Origin of the sequence: Nannocystis exedens (genome assembly GCF_002343915.1) — a bacterium.
Lineage (GTDB): Bacteria > Myxococcota_A > Polyangia > Nannocystales > Nannocystaceae > Nannocystis > Nannocystis exedens.
In genome coordinates this window covers 7,427,152-7,444,589 of sequence record NZ_NETK01000001.1, presented here as the reverse complement: position 1 = coordinate 7,444,589, position 17,438 = coordinate 7,427,152, and the positions used below count along the sequence as shown (strand labels likewise).

At 70.8% G+C, this 17,438-nt stretch carries 15 protein-coding genes and 1 pseudogene; 13 read left to right on the top strand and 3 right to left on the bottom strand.

All coding sequences use genetic code 11. The annotated features are described in order from the left end of the window. The first annotated feature begins 2 nt into the window (after positions 1–2). From NAEX_RS29330 to NAEX_RS29300, 8 genes and pseudogenes are all read left to right on the top strand, one after another. Positions 3–833 (top strand): enoyl-CoA hydratase/isomerase family protein, encoded by an 831-nt coding sequence (locus NAEX_RS29330; protein ID WP_096330785.1) that lies wholly within the window; start codon positions 3–5, stop codon positions 831–833. Then, a complete protein-coding gene (locus NAEX_RS29325) occupies positions 830–2,824 on the top strand; it encodes an ATP-binding protein (RefSeq protein ID WP_096330784.1) in 1,995 nt (664 codons plus the stop codon). Before NAEX_RS29330 ends, NAEX_RS29325 begins: the two co-directional genes overlap by 4 nt. Before the next feature lie 18 nt (positions 2,825–2,842). Then, positions 2,843–3,079, top strand: coding sequence for an addiction module protein (locus NAEX_RS29320; protein ID WP_096330783.1), 237 nt, complete (start codon positions 2,843–2,845; stop codon positions 3,077–3,079). A 3-nt stretch (positions 3,080–3,082) separates the two neighbouring features. Further along, positions 3,083–3,334, top strand: a pseudogene (locus NAEX_RS54660) (type II toxin-antitoxin system RelE/ParE family toxin); the annotation flags it as partial. 52 nt (positions 3,335–3,386) lie between these two features. Continuing rightward, a complete protein-coding gene (locus tag NAEX_RS48440; protein WP_143140380.1) occupies positions 3,387–3,608 on the top strand; it encodes an addiction module protein in 222 nt (73 codons plus the stop codon). Positions 3,609–3,629: 21 nt separating this feature from the next. Beyond that, positions 3,630–4,496 carry a beta-keto acid cleavage family enzyme gene (locus NAEX_RS29310; protein ID WP_096330781.1) on the top strand — a complete coding sequence of 289 codons (867 nt, stop codon included), beginning with the start codon at positions 3,630–3,632 and terminating at the stop codon, positions 4,494–4,496. A gap of 186 nt (positions 4,497–4,682) precedes the next feature. Then, positions 4,683–5,819, top strand: a complete 1,137-nt coding sequence (locus NAEX_RS29305) for an acyl-CoA dehydrogenase family protein (RefSeq protein WP_096330780.1) — start codon at positions 4,683–4,685, stop codon at positions 5,817–5,819. A 29-nt stretch (positions 5,820–5,848) separates the two neighbouring features. After that, positions 5,849–7,636, top strand: a complete 1,788-nt coding sequence (locus tag NAEX_RS29300; RefSeq protein WP_096330779.1) for an AMP-dependent synthetase/ligase — start codon at positions 5,849–5,851, stop codon at positions 7,634–7,636. A 41-nt stretch (positions 7,637–7,677) separates the two neighbouring features. Here the strand turns inward: NAEX_RS29300 and NAEX_RS29295 are convergent, their stop codons facing one another. Next, a complete protein-coding gene (locus NAEX_RS29295) occupies positions 7,678–9,261 on the bottom strand; it encodes a glycoside hydrolase family 10-like protein (RefSeq protein ID WP_100792854.1) in 1,584 nt (527 codons plus the stop codon). A 175-nt stretch (positions 9,262–9,436) separates the two neighbouring features. Between NAEX_RS29295 and NAEX_RS29290 the strand changes: the two genes are divergently transcribed. Further along, entirely contained in the window at positions 9,437–9,955 is a 519-nt protein-coding gene (locus NAEX_RS29290; RefSeq protein WP_096330777.1) for a hypothetical protein, read from the top strand. A 12-nt stretch (positions 9,956–9,967) separates the two neighbouring features. Here NAEX_RS29290 and NAEX_RS29285 read toward each other — a convergent pair whose 3' ends face one another. Then, positions 9,968–11,803 (bottom strand): UbiD family decarboxylase, encoded by a 1,836-nt coding sequence (locus NAEX_RS29285; RefSeq protein WP_096330776.1) that lies wholly within the window; start codon positions 11,801–11,803, stop codon positions 9,968–9,970. Between the two features lie 61 nt (positions 11,804–11,864). Continuing rightward, positions 11,865–12,788, bottom strand: coding sequence for a hypothetical protein (locus NAEX_RS29280; protein WP_096330775.1), 924 nt, complete (start codon positions 12,786–12,788; stop codon positions 11,865–11,867). 342 nt (positions 12,789–13,130) lie between these two features. Here NAEX_RS29280 and NAEX_RS29275 point away from each other — a divergent pair, with 342 nt between their 5' ends. From NAEX_RS29275 to NAEX_RS50865, 4 genes are all read left to right on the top strand, one after another. Continuing rightward, positions 13,131–13,997, top strand: a complete 867-nt coding sequence (locus tag NAEX_RS29275; RefSeq protein ID WP_096330774.1) for a nitrilase-related carbon-nitrogen hydrolase — start codon at positions 13,131–13,133, stop codon at positions 13,995–13,997. Positions 13,998–14,047: 50 nt separating this feature from the next. Continuing rightward, a complete protein-coding gene (hydA, locus tag NAEX_RS29270; RefSeq protein WP_096330773.1) occupies positions 14,048–15,421 on the top strand; it encodes a dihydropyrimidinase in 1,374 nt (457 codons plus the stop codon). A 295-nt stretch (positions 15,422–15,716) separates the two neighbouring features. Beyond that, positions 15,717–16,910: a hypothetical protein gene (locus NAEX_RS29265; protein WP_143140379.1), complete on the top strand. Its 1,194-nt coding sequence runs from the start codon at positions 15,717–15,719 to the stop codon at positions 16,908–16,910. A gap of 232 nt (positions 16,911–17,142) precedes the next feature. Beyond that, positions 17,143–17,298 (top strand): hypothetical protein, encoded by a 156-nt coding sequence (locus tag NAEX_RS50865; RefSeq protein WP_170136098.1) that lies wholly within the window; start codon positions 17,143–17,145, stop codon positions 17,296–17,298. Positions 17,299–17,438: the final 140 nt, after the last annotated feature.

Genomic DNA, 17,438 nt, shown 5'->3' with positions numbered 1-17,438 from the left:
ACATGTCCCAGACGACCTTGCCCGAGTGCCAGACGCTGCTGCTGCGCCGCGACGGCTGGCGCCTGCACGTCACGCTCAACCGGCCCGAGGCGCGCAACGCGATGTCGTTCGCGATGGTGCGCGAGCTGCAGGCGGTGTTCGCCGCGATCGCCGGCGACCGCGAGGTGCGGGCGGTGGTCCTGCGCGGCGCCGGGGGCAATTTCTGCGCCGGCGGCGACATCAAGGACATGGCCGGCGCGCGCGGGGCCGAGCCCGGCCCCGACGGCAAGGACCCGCTGGCGACGACCAACCGGATCTTCGGCAGCATGCTGCAGCAGATCGAGGACGCCCCGCAGGCGATCGTCGCCGTGCTCGAGGGCGCGGTCATGGGCGGCGGCTTCGGCCTGTGCTGCGTCAGCGACGTCGCGGTCGCCGCCGACGACGTCAAGCTGCGCCTGCCCGAGACCGGCCTCGGCGTGCCGCCGGCCCAGATCGCGCCGTTCATCGTCCGCCGCGTCGGCTACGGCGAGGCCCGCCGGCTCGCCGTCACCGGCGGCTCGCTCGACGCCGGCGAGGCGCTGCGCCTCGGGCTGGTCCACCACGTGTCCGATCGGGCAGGTCTCGACGGACAGGTCGCGAAGGTCCTGGCCGACATCGGCCGCTGCGCCCCCGAGGCGGTCGCCACCACCAAGCGGCTGGTCCTGGCCGCCAGCGGGGCGCCGCACGGCGACGCCCTGTCCGCCCTGCTCGACCTCGCCGCCGACGACTTCGCCCGCGCCGCGCGCGGCTCCGAGGGCGTCGAGGGCATGCTCGCATTCATTCAGAAGCGCAACGCCGCCTGGAACGACCAATGACCTTTTCCACGATCCTGATCGCCAACCGCGGCGAGATCGCCTGCCGGATCATCCGCACCGCCCACGCCCTCGGCTACCGCACCGTCGCCGTCTACAGCGACGCCGACGCCGGCGCCCCGCACGTCGGCCTGGCCGACCGCGCGGTCCGGATCGGCCCGCCGCCGGTGCGCGAGTCGTACCTGAACGTCGCGGCGCTGATCGCCGCCGCCAGGCAGGCCGGCGCCGACGCGATCCACCCGGGCTACGGCTTTCTGTCGGAGAACGACGGCTTCGCCCAGGCGGTGCTCGACGCGGGCCTTACGTTCATCGGCCCCTCGCCGGCCGCGATCCGGGCGATGGGCAACAAGGCCGCCGCCAAGCGGGCGATGATCGCCGCCGGCGTCCCGTGCATCCCTGGCTTTCAGGACAGCAGCGCCGAGGGCCAGGCCGACGCGCGTCTCATGGCCGAGGCCGAGCGCATCGGCCTGCCGCTCTTGATCAAGGCCGCGGCCGGCGGCGGCGGCCGCGGCATGCGGATGGTCCGCGAGTGGAGCGCGCTGCCGGCCGCGATCACCTCGGCGCGCAGCGAGGCCGAGAGCGCGTTCGGCAGCGGAGAGCTGATTTTGGAGCGCGCGATCACCAGCGGCCGTCACGTCGAGATCCAGGTGTTCGGCGACAGCCACGGGCACGCGATCCACCTCGGCGAGCGCGACTGCTCGGTCCAGCGCCGCCACCAGAAGGTCGTCGAGGAGTCGCCGTCGCCGGCCGTGTCGCCGGCCCTGCGGGAGGAGATGGGCGCCGCCGCGGTGCTCGCCGCGCGCTCGATCGACTACGTCGGCGCCGGCACCGTCGAGTTCATGCTCGATGCGGACGGCAAGTTCTACTTCCTCGAGATGAACACGCGCCTGCAGGTCGAGCACCCGGTCACCGAGCTGGTCACCGGCCTCGACCTGGTCGCCTGGCAGCTGCGGGTCGCCGCCGGTGAGCCGCTGCCGCTGACGCAGGACCAGGTCGAGCTGCGCGGCCACGCGATCGAGGTCCGCCTCTACGCCGAGGACCCGTACGCCGGCTACCTGCCGCAGGCCGGCGAGGTCGTCGCCTGGCAGCCCGCGAGCGGCGAGGGCGTGCGCGTCGACCACGGCCTCCACCGCCAGCAGACCGTCTCGCCCTTCTACGACCCGATGATCGCCAAGGTCATCACTTACGGCCGCACCCGCGACGAGGCCCGCCGCCGCCTCGTCAGCGCGCTCGGCCGCAGCGTCCTGCTCGGCCTGCCCAACAACAAGCGCTTCCTCGCCGACATCCTCGAGCACCCCGTGTTCGCCGCGGGCGGCGCGACCACCCGCTTCCTCGACGAGCACCTGCCCGCGCCCGCGCGCCCCGAGCCCGACGCCCGCGCTTGGGCGATCGCCGCCGCCATCTGGACTTTGGGACATGTCCGCGGGGACTACAGCCCGTGGCGCAGCGCCGGCCGGGCCGCGTTCCCCCTGACCCTTCGGACAGGTGAACTCGAGCGCGAGCTGGCCGTCGACCTCGACCCGAGCGGCGTCACCACCGTCACCGTCGACGGCGTCGCCCTGCCCGTGCGCGTGCTCGGGCGCGAGGGCGTGGCCCACCGCGTCCTCGTCGGCGACGTGCAGGAGACCGTCCACGCCGCCGTGGTCGGCGAGCGACTGTTCCTCGACGCGCGCGGCGTGCAGGCCGAGTTCGTCGAGCCGCCGCCGAAGGGCGCCGAGACCGAGGCCGCCGTCGCCGGCGACGGCAACCTGCTCGCGCCGACGAGCGGCCGCGTCGTCGCGGTGCACGTCCAGGTCGGCGACCGCGTCCGCCGCGGCCAGACCCTCGTCACCCTCGAGGCGATGAAGATCGAGAACGCCCTCGCGGTCGCCGTCGCCGGCGTCGTCACCGAGGTCAAGGTGAAGCCCGGCGATCAGGTCCCGCAAGGTCGCCTCCTCGCGGTCGTCACCCCCGACGACGGCCCCGAGCCCGGCGCCGCCTCCGCAGCCGCGTAGGCGTGCTAAGGTGCAGTCATGGACCCCGCCCGCGTCTTCGACGACCTCATGGCCCTCCCGCCCGAAATTCGTCGTCATGTCGCCGAGCGCGCCCTTGCGACCGTGGACGACCCGGTCTCGCCCGAGGTCGAGGAGGCCCAGTATCGAGAGGTGCTCCGCCGCCTTCGCGCCATCGAGGCGGGCAAGGAAGAGCTGGTCGAATGGGAGGTCGTTCAGGCCGAATTGAACCCCAAGATCGCCCGCCATGGCACCTGAACCATGCAAGGTCCCGAGGTCGTCGTCCGCCTGTCTCGCCGCGCCGGCGACGACCTCGATCGCGCGGTGGACTACTACCTGTCCCAGGGGCCAGCTCTCGCCCGACGCCTCCTCGCTGCGGTCGATGCGACCTTGAAGGGCCTGGCCGAGGCACCGGCCCGCTGGGTGGTTTGGCGACCGCCGCAGCTTCGACGGGCGCTCGTCCCTGATCTCCCCGACGGGGTCGTCTACCGCATCGAAGCGCCGGCCCAGGTGTTCATCCTGGCGCCCCTCCTCAGCGCCAAGACCCGAACCGCCGCTTCCCACCATGACCGACCGCAACGCCAAATGCTTCGCCTCGGCTCCAGGCTCGCCAGCTCGGCCCGCCAGCGTCGAATCGCCCGACCTCCCGCACGAGGACGCCTGGCTCGCCGAAGTCGAGCGCCGCTGGCACGCGATCGAGTCCGGCCTCGAAGCCACCGTCGACCACGAAGAGGCGCTCGCCTTCATCTTCGCCGCGCCCCTCACTCGTCCATCGCCTGCTCGATGATCCTCGCCTGGACCTCCCGCCATGACCCACGACAAAGCGATCGTCACCTGCGCCCTCACCGGCGTGCTCACCAACCCCAAGCAGCACCCCGTGCCCGTCACGCCGGAGGAGCTCGCGCGCGCCGCCCGGCAGGCGCGTGACGCAGGCGCCTCGGTCGTGCACGTCCACTTCCGGCGCCAGGAGCCCGGCATGGGCTTCTTGCCGTCGTGGGAGCCCGAGGTCGCCGTCGCCGTGCGCGAGGCCATCCGCGCCGAGTGTCCCGACCTCATCTTCAACATGACCACCGGCGTCGTCGGCGAGGACATCAGCGGCCCGGTCGCGTGCATGCGGGCCATCAAGCCCGAGATCGCCGCCTGCAACGCCGGCAGCCTCAACTACCTCAAGGCCAAGAGCGACGGCACCTGGGCCTGGCCGCCGATGGTGTTCGATAACCCCGTCGAGAAGGTCAAGGCCTTCCTCGACGTCATGGCCGAGTGCGGCACCGTCCCCGAGTTCGAGTGCTTCGACCTCGGCATCGTCCGCTCGGTCGGCCTCTACGTCGACGTCGGCCTCGCCACCCACCCGCACTACAACTTCGTCACCGGCGTCGCCTCCGGCATGCCGACCGACCCCGACCTCTTGCCGTTCCTGCTCAAGTACATCAAGCCGGGTTCGCGCTGGGAGGTCACCGCCATCGGCCGCGAGGAGATCTGGGCCATCCATCGCCGCGCTGCCGAGCTCGGCGGCGACCTGCGGACCGGCCTCGAGGACACCTTCTACTTGCCGGACGGCAGCCGCGCCGACAGCAACGGCCGCCTCATCGAGGCGCTCGTCGCCAGCGCTCGCGAGGTGGGCCGCGAGATCGCCTCGCCCGCCGAAGCTCGGCAGCGCATGCACCTCGCCGCCTGAGCCCGCGGCCCTCTCTAGCCCTGGGCCACCAGCTCCTCGCGCGGCTGCGATCGTCGTCGCGCCGAGGCCTCACCGCCATCGGCCGCATCGGCGCATCGCGTCTCTTCGCCCGCCGCTGCGGCGCAAGGCTGCGGCCGCCATGCCCCCGCCCGTCGCTCGTGCGGTCGTGATAAAGTCGGCCGCAAAATGTCCGTCCTCGACGACGCCGACCGCGAAGCGCTGCGCGGCACCTTGCGTGGATTCATCGAGCGCGAGGTCATGCCGCACATCGACGCCTGGGAGGAGGCCGGCGGCTTTCCGCGCGAGCTCTACCGCCGCGCCGGCGAGCTCGGGATCCTCGGCCTCGGCTACCCCGAAGAGCTCGGCGGCAGCCCCGGCGACAGCACCGCCGTCATCATCCTGTGCGAGGAGTTCGCGCGCACCGGCGCCGGCGGGCTCATCGCCGGGTTGTGTTCGCACGGCATCGGCCTCCCGCCGATCTTGAACCTCGGCACCGACGCGCAGAAGCGGCGCTTTGTCCCCGACGTCCTCGCCGGTCACAAGGTCGCCGCGCTCGCCGTCACCGAGCCCTCGGGCGGCTCCGACGTCGCCAACCTCAAGACCGTCGCCCGCCGCGACGGCGACCACTACGTCGTCCACGGCAGCAAGACCTTCATCACCTCCGGCATGCGCGCCGACTCCGTCACCGTCGCCGTGCGCACCGGCCCGCCCGGCCTCGGCGGCATCTCGTTGCTGGTCGTCGAGGCCGGCACGCCCGGCTTCACCCGCACCGCGCTCGACAAAAAAATGGGCTGGTGGTGCTCCGACACCGCCACCCTCTACTTCGACGACTGCCGGGTCCCGGCCGCCAACCTCCTCGGCGAGGAGAACCACGGCTTCCTCGGCATCATGCAGAACTTCAACCGCGAGCGGCTGATGCTCGCGGCCATGGCCGTCGCCTTCGCCCAGGTCTGCCTCGACGAGTCGATCGCCTACGCGCGCGAGCGCGAGACCTTCGGCAAGCCGCTCGTCACCCGCCAGGTCATCCGTCACAAGCTCGTCGACATGGCCACGCGGATCCACCCGGTGCGCACCTGGCTGTACCAGCTCGCGCGGCGGATCGACGCCGGCGAGTGGCCGATCGCCGAGATCTGCATGCTCAAGAACGCAGCCACCCAGTGCGTCGAGTTCTGCGCCAAGGAGGGCGTGCAGATCTTCGGCGGCGCCGGCTTCATCCGCGGCAACAAGGTCGAGCGGATCTACCGCGAGACCAAGGTCCTCGCCATCGGCGGCGGCGCCGAGGAGATCATGAAGGACCTCGCCGCCAAGCAGATGGGACTTTGAAAGAACACCCCCCTCGCCAGGAGCACGCCGTGGCCCTCGACACCATCCCAGCCCGCTTCTTCGCCCGGGGCCAGGCCCACCCCGACAAACCGGCCTATTACGTGCGCAGGGGCGGCGCCTGGCGGCCGTTCACCTGGCGCGAATACAACGACCAGGTCCGCACCGCCGCGCGGGCGATGATCGGCCTCGGTCTGCAGCCGGGCCAGGGCGTCTGCATCCTCGCCTACAACCGCGCCGAGTGGGCCATCACCGCCTTCGCCGCCATGGCCGCGGGCGGCGTCCCGGCCGGCATCTACACCACCTGCTCCGCCGGCGAGGTGCAGTACATCGTCCACCACGCCGAGGCCTCGCTGGTCGTCGTCGAAGACCGGGCCCAGTACGAAAAGCTGGCCGCTGAGCGCGACCACCTCCCCGGCCTGCGCCACATCATCCTCATGCAGGGCGCGCCGGCCATCGACGACCCGCTCGTCCTGTCGTGGGAGCAGTTCCTCGCCCGCGCCGCGGCCGTGCCCGAGGCGGCGCTGACCGAGCGCCTCTCGGGCCTGCGCGAGGACGACACCAGCACGTACATCTACACCTCCGGCACGACCGGCCCGCCGAAGGCCGTCATGCTGTCGCACAAGAACATCCTGTGGACCACCGACGTGCTCGTCAGGCTGATCCAGAACAGCCCGGACGACCGCCTGCTGTCGTACTTGCCGCTGTCGCACATCGCCGAGCAGATGCTGTCGATGCACGGCCCCGCCTGCTGCGGCCACACGATCTACTGGGCCGAGTCGCTCGAGCGCGTGCCCGACAACCTGAAGGAGGTCCAGCCGACCGTCTTCTTCGGGGTGCCGCGGATCTGGGAGAAGTTCCACGCCGCCGTCGCCGCCCGCCTGTCCCAGGTGACAGGTCCCAAGAAGAAGCTGTTCGACTGGGCCTCCGACGTGGCCCGCCGCTACCACGCGCTCGCCACCCGCGGCCGCCCGGTCCCGCTGGCCCTGCAGGCGCAGCACAAGCTGGCCCGGCGGCTCGTGTTCACCAGGCTCAAAACGGCGCTCGGCCTCGGCAGCGCGCGCGCCTGCGTGTCCGGGGCCGCGCCGATCGCCGCCCACGTGCTCGAGTTCTTCACCGGCCTCGACGTCGTCGTCGCCGAGGTCTACGGCCAGAGCGAGGACTGCGGCCCGACCAGCCTCAACATCCCCGGCGCCACCAAGTTCGGCAGCGTCGGCCGCCCCATCCCTGGCCTCGAGGTCAGGCTCGGCGAGGACGGCGAGATCCTCGTGCGCGGCCCCAGCGTGTTCAAGGGCTACTACAAGGACCCGGCCGCCACCGCCGAGGCGCTGCAGGACGGCTGGCTCCACTCCGGCGACCTCGGGGCCTTCGACCCCGACGGCTTCCTCTCGATCACCGGCCGCAAGAAGGAGATCATCATCACCGCCGGCGGCAAGAACATCGCGCCGAAGAACCTCGAGGCCGCGCTCAAGGAGAGCCCGCTGATCGAGGAGGCGGTGGTGATCGGCGACCGGCGCAAGTTCCTCAGCGCCCTGCTGGCGATCGACCGGGCCGCCGCGGCCAAGTGGCTCGTCGGCCAGGGCCAGCCCGCCGACGAGCCGCTGCACGAGAACCCTGCCCTCTTGGCCGAGATCGGCAAGTGGGTCGAGAAGACCGGCGAGCAGTTCGCCCGCGTCGAGCAGGTGCGCAAGTTCAAGCTGCTGCCGCGCAGCCTCAGCGCCGACCAGGGCGAGCTCACGCCCACCCTCAAGCTCAAGCGCAAGGTCATCGAGAAGCAGTGGGCCTCGCTCATCGAGGCCATGTACGAGGGCGCCGACTGAGCGACGCGCCCGCCGGCGACGACCGGCGGGCCGCCTCCGTCTCAGGGCACCGTCACCAGCACGCCCTGGCTCTCGACGTTGTGCTTGCCGGCGGCGCTGATCGCCCATGTCCCCGGGGACAGGTCGATGCTCGTCGTCTGCGCCGGCACGATCCGGTCGATCACGAACTCCTGGCCCGACTGCGCGTACACCACCCACGCGCGCAGGCTGTCGAGGTCCGCGTGGGTGAGCGACGCCTGGGCCCCGTCGAGCGTCACCGTCGGCGGCGCCACGACCTCGTCGGCGAGCGCCGCGATCGGCGGCGTCAGGGCCGGCGTCGCGTAGAACTCGGCCTTGAACGCGTCCGTGACCCCGAGCAGGTTTTCCTGCAGCGGCGCGATCTGGAAGAAGATGTTGCCCTGCGAGCCCTGCTCCGCGTATTGCCGGCTGAGCAGGATCTCCTGCTTGAACTCGTCGAGCGACCACTTGTCCTCGGTGCCGAGCTTGCTGAGGTAGTTGCCGGCGAAGATGTAGCGCCCGCCCCCGGTGATGCTCGACCACCACTCGATCAGCTTGCCGTACGCCTGGGCCGCCTGGGTCGTCGGCCAGTACAGCTGCGGCGCCAGGTAATCGACCCATCCTTCCTGCATCCACAGCAGCGGATCGGCGTAGAGGCCCTCGTATTGATCGAAGCCGCTGATGCCTTCGGGGATCCCGGGGCGATAGATGCCGAACGGGCTGATGCCATAGCGGACGTGCGGGGCGATGTCGGCGACCGTGTGGCCGACCGCCTCGACCATCGCGTTGACGTTGTCGCGCCGCCAGTCGGCGCGCGACAGCTGCCCGCCGCCGCCTTGAAAGGCCTCCCACGTCGAGTCGTCGGGGAAGTCGACCCCGTCGACCGGGTACGGGTAGAAGTAATCGTCGAAGTGGATGCCGTCGACGTCGTAACGGGTCACCAGATCGGCGACGACCGCCAGCAATTGGTCCTGCACCTCCTTGGCGCCCGGGTCCATCCAAAGGAAGGTCGAGTACTCGTAGGCGTACTGGGGCAGCAGCGACGCGACGTGATTGGCGGCCAGGGCATGGTTCGCGTTGGCCTTGGCGCGGTACGGATTGAGCCAGGCGTGGACCTCGATGCCGCGGGCGTGGCCCTCGTCGATCAGGAATTGCAGCGGGTCGACCCCGGGATCCTCCCCTTGCTCGCCTGTGAGGTAACGACTCCACGGCTCCAGGTCCGACGAATAGACCGCGTCGCACTCCGGCCGGACCTGGAAGACCACGGCATTGAGGCCGGTCGCCTGCACGGTATCGAGGATCGCCAGCAGCTCGTCCTGCATCGCCGTCGCCGACAGCCCGGTCGCGCTGGGGAAGTTGATGTTCGACACCGTCGCCACCCAGGCGGCCCGGAACTCGCGGGTATGGGCCACCGGGACCCATTGCTGCGGATCGCCGCCGGTCGTGCCAGTGCTGCCGGTCCCGTCGCCGGTCGTCGGCTCGCTCGTGGTCGTCGTGCCGGTCGCTGGCACATCCGTGGTCGTCGCGGTGCCCGGCGGATCGGTCGTGTCCGCGCCCGTCGTCGTCGAGCTGTCCGTGGTGGTGGCCGGGTCCTGGCCGCAGGCCGGCAGCGCCGACAACACGACCACAAACGACAATCCTGTCGGGCGAAACAGCGCCATGGCTTCCTATAACACGACCATGCCGGCCCGGAGATTTCCAGCCGTCCGGTGGGCAAGAGCGGGCCGCAAATGTGGGCGAACGCGCTTGCATTCGCTGTCACAATTCTCCCCCTTGACCCCTGGCTTGAGTAGGATGCCGCCCATGCGCAAGTACCCCTCTCGCATTTTCGCGGCCGTCGCGGCGGCCGGCCTCATGGCCACCCTGAGCGCTTGCCAGGTGAAGCCCGGCGAATATCGGATCTACAAGATCACGGCCCTGCCCACGCAGATGGGGGCCGACTGCGGCGTGGACATCGACCCGCGGGACTCGACCACCTTCTTCGGCGCCAGCACGATCCAGATCTTCGCCACCGACGCCGACGATTACTTCCTCGAGTACGGGGAAGACGTGCTCATCGGCTCGCGCTCGGGCACCGACTACACGTTCGCCGGCGACGAGGTCGCGGTCGAGGACCCGATCGACGGGACCACCGTGACGACCCAGCACACCCTCGACGTCGCCATCTCGATCAAGGGCTACAAGATCACCGGCGAATTCGTCGACTTCACCTCGACGACCTGCGGCGGCAACTGCGACGGCATCCCGACCACGCAGTGCACGATCACCGGCTCGTTCTTCGGCACCGAGATCAAGGACGTCGAGCTCGAGCGCGGCGTCTGAGCCTCCCCCCGCTCAGAACAGCCCGTGCAGCGGCCCGCCGGGGGCCGCCCATTCGAGGACTCGGCGGGTCACCGCCGGGTCCTCGATCAATTGCGGGGCGTGATGCGGCTTGCGGCGCGCGTCGATCACCAGCGAGCCCTCGCAGCCCCAGTGCTTGTGGACCGTGCGCGCCGCGACGCCCTCGATGTCGACCGCGGGGTTCATGCGGGTGAACGTCGCCCACAGGAAGTTGTTGGTGGTGCGCGCCGCGAACTCGCTGTCGTCGACCAGCACCACCAGCGGGAACCGATTGATCGCGTCGCTCGGCGACAGCGCGGCGCAGAACCGCTGCAGCGCGCCGTCGCCGGCCGCCGCGCACGCCGGGCTCGTCACCGCCAGCACCCCGGGCATGCACACACGCGGGTCCGAGAAGCCGGGCGGCAGCCGCAGGTCGGCGGGCACCTCCGCCGGCAGCGCGCGCCGCGGCGCGCCGACGGCCGCGATCACCACCTTGCTGCCGACGTTGAGCCCGCCGCCCGAGTAGTCGAGCGTGTCGATGGTCGTCTCGGTGTGGAAGTGCAGGTCGCGGCGCCAGTCGACGCGCTCCAGGACATGTCCGAAGAAACCTGTCACATCGTGCAGGTCGAGGTTCGGCGCGTCGTCGGCGGCGGCGATGATCAGCACCTTGGCCAGCGACATCTGGCCCTGGCCGAGGATCGCGCTGGCCTGGGTCAGCAGCTCGGCGGGGCGGTCGCGCGGGGCCCAGGGCGTGTAGCGCTCGCTGCCGAGGGCCAGCAGCAGCGGGTGGACCCCGGCCGCGTCGACCGCATGCACGGCGTGCACCCCGGGGATCACCGCCGGGATCGCCGGCCCCGTGATCTCGTGGATGATCGCGCCGAACTGGGTGTCCTCCTGCGGCGGCCGCCCGACCACCGTGAACGGCCAGATCGCGTCGGCGCGCGCGTACACCTTCTCGACCCGCAGCACCGGGAAGTCGTGCGCCAGGCTGTAGTAGCCGAGGTGGTCGCCGAACGGCCCCTCGGGCAGGCGCAGCTCGGGGTCGACCGTGCCGCAGATGACGAAGTCGGCCTCGCCGGCGAACGGCAGCTCACCTGGCCTTTGGACCATCCGCACCCGCCGCCCCGCCAGCGCCCCGGCGAACGCCAGCTCCGGCAGCCCCTCGGGCAGGGGCATCACCGCCGCCAGCGTCATCGCCGGCGGGCCGCCGACGAAGATGTTGACGCGCAGCGGCTCGCCCTTGCGGATCGCCGCCGCGTGGTGGACCCCGATGCCGCGGTGGATCTGGTAGTGCAGCCCGATCTGGCGGTCCTGCGCGTAGCGGCCCCCGCCGAGCTGCACGCGGTACATCCCGAGGTTGCTCTTCATCCACCCGGGCCGCTCGGGGTCCTCGCTGTACACCTGCGGCAGGGTGATGAACGGCCCGCCGTCGAGCGGCCACGACACGAGCTGCGGCAGGTCGGAGATCCGGATCTCCCGCGCCATCACCGGACCGGAGCCGACGAACTTCGGCCGCGCGTGCCAGCCCGCGCGCAGGAGGCCGACGTAGCGCCACGGCCGGCGCATCACCGCCCCCGGGTCGCCGCGCAGCGCCACCAGCTGCTTCACCCGCGCCAGCGTGTCGCGGAACAAGAACCGCGTGCGCTCGGGCGTCCCGAACAGGTTGCTGACCATCGGGAAGGCGCTGCCCTTGACCCGCGGGAACAGCAGCGCCGGGCCGCCGGCCTCGTAGACGCGGCGCTGGATCTCCGCCGCCTCGAGGTACGGGTCGACCTCGACGTCGACGCGCGCGAGGTGGCCGTGCCGCTCGAGGTCGGCCACGCACTCGCGCAGCGATCGGTACGCGCTCATCTCGCCGTCTTGGCAAGAGCGGCGGCGCCTGGCCTCTCGGACAGGCGCCGCGGCGCTCGACTCACATGCAGACCGAGCCGACCAGCGCGCCCATGTCGAGGTCGACGGCCGGGTCGGTGCACTGCTCGCCCGGCTGGCAGTCGGCGTCGGAGTTGCACTCGCCGCAGACGCCGAGCTTGAGCAGGCCCATCACGCTGGCCTCGCCGCAGAAGCCCGACATGCAGGCCTTGTTGCCGGCCGGGACGCCGCCGTCGTCCTCGAGCGAGCAGCCCAGGTTGTTGGGGACCGAGCCGTCGGCCACGCAGTCGAGCTTGCCCTTGAAGTTGGGCACGTCGTAGGTCGGGGTGCAGTTGGCCGCCGCCGGGTCGGTGCAGTCGGCGTTGACCTTGCACTGGCCGCAGGTGGCGACGGTGATGATGCCGGGGACCTCGAGCAGGGTGCCGCAGATGCCGTTGTCGGCGTCGACGCAGACCGCGTCGCTCATGCAGCCCTCGCCGGGGCCGCCCATGTTGCAGGTGGCGCCGACGCCGGCGATCGGGTTGGGCACCGAGCAGCCGCCGGGCGAGCAGTCGGCGTCGGTGAGGCACTCGCCGCAGAAGCCGCCGAGGGCGGGGACGACGAAGCACTTCTCGGTGTCGCAGCCGCAGCCGGACGAGTCGGTGCAGGGGCTGTTGATCGGCTGGTCCTCCATGTCCTGGCAGGCCGGGGCGGTGGTGGCCGTCGTGGCCGTCGTCGTCGTCGGCTCGTCCGGCGCGGTCGTGCCGGTCTCGGAGGCGGTGCCCGTGCCGGCGGTCGGCTCGGCCGTCGTCGAGGTCGTCGGCGTGTTGGTCGTCGTCGAGTCGCCCATGGTCGCGTCGGTCGTCGTCGGCGCCGTGGTCGCCTCGGTGGCCGAGGCGGAGTCGCCCCTGTCGTCGCCGCAGGCGACGGTGGTCAAGGAAAGCGCCAGCGCGCTGGCGAAGAGGAAGCGCAGGTTGGTACAGGTCATCGCGGTCTCCGTGGGGTACGTCCCCGACTCGTAGGATCAGGCTCGAACAGGGCTTGAGAGGGCAAGGGCGGCCCCCGCAGGGGCCGTACAGGAGCAAGAATCAGGGCCAGCGGCCCGAACAGGAACCAGGGTTCAGCCGGAGGGTACAGGGTTCGGTGCCCTGGCGCGGCATGAAGCGATCGCCACGAAACGGGGCCCTGGCGGCCCCACTCGGGGATCTTCGCCTTAGTACTCCGCTCCTCCATGCCGGCGCAAGTCCCCGCCGAAAGCGCCCGCGAACCGCGCAATTGCAGCGCATTCGGGCGCCTACCGCGGCCTGTTCTCGAGCTAGAGTCGCGAGTGATGAACCCCACCGTTCGCTGCGGCCTCATCCAGTGCAGTAACCCCATCAACGACGAGAGTGTCCCGGTCAAGGAGATCCAGCAGGCGATGCTCGACAAGCACCTGCCCTTCCTGAAGGAAGCCGGCCGGCGCGGCGTGCAGATCCTCTGCCTGCAAGAGATCTTCAACGGACCGTACTTCTGCCCGGGTCAGGACCGCCGCTGGTACGCGGCCGCCGAGCCGATTCCGGGGCCCACGACCGCGCTGATGCAGGAGTACGCGAAGTCGCTCGGCATGGCGATCGTCGTGCCGCTCTACGAGGAGGCGATGCGCGGCGTCTACTACAACACCGCGGCGGTGGTCGACGCCGACGGCACGTACCTCGGCAAGTACCGCAAGCAGCACATCCCGCAGACCTCGGGGTTCTGGGAGAAGTTTTTCTTCAAGCCGGGGGACCTCGGCTACCCGGTCTTCCGCACGCAATTCGCCACGATCGGGGTCTACATTTGCTACGACCGGCACTTCCCGGAGGGGGCGCGCGCCCTCGGGCTCAACGGCGCCGAGATCGTGTTCAACCCGAGCGCGACGGTGGCGGGTTTGAGCCAGTACCTGTGGAAGCTGGAGCAGCCGGCGCACGCGGTGGCGAACGGCTACTACGTCGGCGCGATCAACCGCGTCGGCACCGAGGCGCCGTGGAACATCGGCAAGTTCTACGGCCACAGCTACTTCGTCGACCCGCGCGGCAAGTTCCTGGCCGAGGGCAGCGAGGACGACGACGAGCTGGTGGTGGCCGACCTCGACCTGTCGGTGATCGACGAGGTCCGGCAAGTCTGGCAGTTCTACCGCGACCGTCGCCCCGAGACCTACGGCGACCTCACGAAGCTGTGAGCGCCCGCCCCGCCCCGTCCCTCCGAGCTCTGTCCCCCGCGAGGTCTCGCATGTCCGGCATCGTCATCCGCAACGGCCAAGTCGTCACCGCCCTCGATCAATACGTCGCCGACATCTACTGCGAAGGCGGCAAGATCGTCGCCATCGGCGAGAACCTCGACGTGCCCGCCGGCACCGAGGTCGTCGACGCCTCCGGCCAGTACGTCCTGCCCGGCGGCATCGACGCCCACACGCACATGGAGCTGCCCTTCATGGGCACCGTCAGCTCCGACGACTTCTTCACCGGCACCGCCGCCGGGGTCGCCGGCGGCACCACCTCGATCATCGACTTCATCATCCCGAGCCGCAACCAGAGCCTCATCGAGGCCCGCGACTTCTGGATGAACAACGCCAAAAAGGCCTGCGCCGACTACGGCTTCCACATGGCCGTGACCTGGTACGGCGAGCAGGTCGAGCAGGAGATGCGCCGCGTCTACCGCGAGGACGGCATCTCCTCGTTCAAGGTCTTCATGGCCTACACCGGCGCGATCGGCGTCGACGACGACGAGATGATCGGCGTCATCGACACCGCCGCCGACCTCGGGGCCCTCGTCACCGCCCACTGCGAGCACGGCCTGGCGGTCCAGGCGCTGCAGCGCAAGCTGGTCGCCCAGGGCAAGACCGCCCCGCGCTACCACGCCGAGAGCCGGCCGTCGTGGGTCGAGGGCGAGGCGACGAACCGCGCGATCATGCTGGCGCGCTGCTCCGGCCAGCCGATCTACATCGTCCACCTCACCTGCAAGGAGTCGCTCGACGCGGTCGTGCGCGCCCGCCAGGAGGGCCAGCTCGTCTACGTCGAGACCTGCCCGCAGTACCTCCTGCTCGACGACAGCGTCTACGACAAGCCCGACTTCGAGGGCGCGGCCTACGTCATGAGCCCGCCGATCCGCCCCAAGGGCCACCAGGAGGCGCTGTGGCACGCGCTGTCGTGCGGCCTCATCCACCACGTCGCCACCGACCACTGCCCGTTCCGCCAACATGACCAAAAGGTCATGGGCCTGCACGACTTCACGAAGATCCCCAACGGCGCCGCCGGCATCGAGAACCGGATCGCCCTGATGTACACCTACGGGGTCGCCACCGGCCGCCTCACGCTGAACCAGCTGGTCGACGTCTGCTGCACCCAGCCGGCCAAGATCTTCGGCCTCTACCCGCGCAAGGGCGCGATCCGGGTCGGGGCCGACGCCGACCTGTTCACCTACGACCCCGCCGCCTCCTCGACGATCAGCGCCCGCACCCACCACCAGCGGGTCGACCGCAACATCTTCGAGGGCTTCGAGATCCGCGGCGCCGTCACCAACACCCTCGTCGCCGGCAAGCTCGCGTTCACCAGGGGCGAGCTCCGGGTCGAGCGCGGGGCCGGCCGCTACCTCCACCGGGTCTGAGCCGCCGCCGCTCCTCGGCTGCACGTCGCCCATGTCCTGAAAAACAGGCTCGCAAGAGCCTGTCCTTTTGAACACTCGGGCTCGCGGGCGCGCGGCGGGGCGTCGGGCACCCGCGTCAGCCCACGCCGGATCTGTCCCGACGGACCTGCCGCGAAGGACAGCTGCCAAACGGGTCTTTGCCTGCGCAGGGGCGGGCCCTGCGGCCCGAGCGGGGCTTCGCAGAACATCCCGTCCTGTCCCGAAGGTCAGCTCCAAACTCCCCCTTGCGAGGGGCACCTGCGGTATTGTGCGCTGGATGCGTGTCTCGCAAGTCTGGCCTGCTGTCCTGATAGCTCTGTACTCGACCCTAGCTCTGGCGCAGTCGCCGGCCATCTCTCCAGGACCGCGGGGCGAGCCGGCGCCGGCGGCGGACCCCGCCAGCGAGCCCGCGCCCGCCGCTGCCGCCGCCGACGAGCCCGCCGTCGCCCCTGAAGGCCCCGCCGAGGACGCACCGCCCGCGCCGGCGCCCGAGCCGGCGCCCGCGACCCCCCCGCCCTCGTCGCCGGAGGGCGTCGCCGACTCCTCGCGCACCCCGGTGGTCGAGCCGCGGGCCAAGCCCGGCGCCGCCGGCGAGCTGCCGCCGCTGCCGGCCCGCCACCGCCTCGTCTACAGCAACTTGCTGGTCCTGCGCGTCAACCCGCTCGGCGCCGAGGACCGCTTCACCCTCGGCTACAACCTGCGCCTCTACAACAACCCGAAGCCGCTGTTCCGCGACGCCTACCTCGGCGTCGGCTTCAGCCCGACCATCTCGCCGTCGATCTCCCGCATCGGCGGCAACATCGACTTCGCCCCGCTGACGATCCTCCGCTTCCGCGGCGCCTACTACCTCGCCACCTGGTACGGCAGCGACCGCTTCAAGGCGCACCCGTACTCGTCGCCGACCGCCGAGTACGGCCCCGAGAAGCTCAAGAACGAGGCGGGCGCCAACGTCCTCGGCGGTCAGGCCGAGCTCAGCGCGCTGTTTCAGGTCCGCGTGAAGATGATCGCGATCCGCAACGAGGTCACCTTCTATCACAACAACATCCGCCTCCCGACCGGCAACGACGTGTTCTACGACCTGCGCCACGACGTCCTCGTGCCGGGCAAGGGTTGGTTCCTCACCAACGACAGCGACCTGCTGTACATGACCAAGTTCGGCCTCAACGTCGGCGTGCGCAACTCGCTGGTCCACGTGTTCTACCCGTCGACCGTGTACGGCCCCGGCGAGGACGCCTCGGTCAACCCCAACACGCCGATGGACCGCTTCGGCCCGGTCTTGACCTACACCTTCTTCGACCGCCCGGAGAAGCGCTTCAACAAGCCGACGCTGATCTTCGCCGCCCAGTGGTGGCTCAAGCACCGCTACCGCGGCCAGGGGGCGCCGGGCATGGAGGACCAGATCCATCAAGGCATCCCGCTGTTCCTGCTCGGCTTCTCGTTCACCGGCGAGTTGCTGAAGAGCAAGCACTGAGGCGCCCGTTTGCCGCGAATCGCCGCGACGCCCCGCGCTCGCGGCGAATCGTTTTTTAAAAGACTCTGACGGGCCGAGCGGCGCGGCTGGCACATGTCTCTTGCGCCATGTCATGAAGCCGCCTCTCCGGTTCGGAGGTCTCGCACCTGCCTCCTCGAGCCGCGCTCGCGCGCCACCGCTCCGCGATCGCGGCGCGATCTCCCCGTCCGGTCCTGTTACGCTCGTACTGCACATGACGACGCGTGACTGGACCATCACCGGGGCTGGAGGCGAATCCCTGTTGCAAGCGCTGACCGCCTTGCCCGGCTCCGTGTTGACATCGTTCTTCTTGACCCTCGCCGAGCGGCGGGCTCGCGCGCGCAGCCCGGCCGACGTGCTCCGACAGTGAAAGGCCGACACCTTCACCGGCCTCGCCGCAGTCGATTTGCGCCGGGTGCTGCGCGCCGAGCTGCGGCTCCTCGACGCCGCGGCGGGCTTCGAGGCGGTCGAGCTGCCGCCCCTCGCGCCGCTGGCCACCTGCGCGGCGGT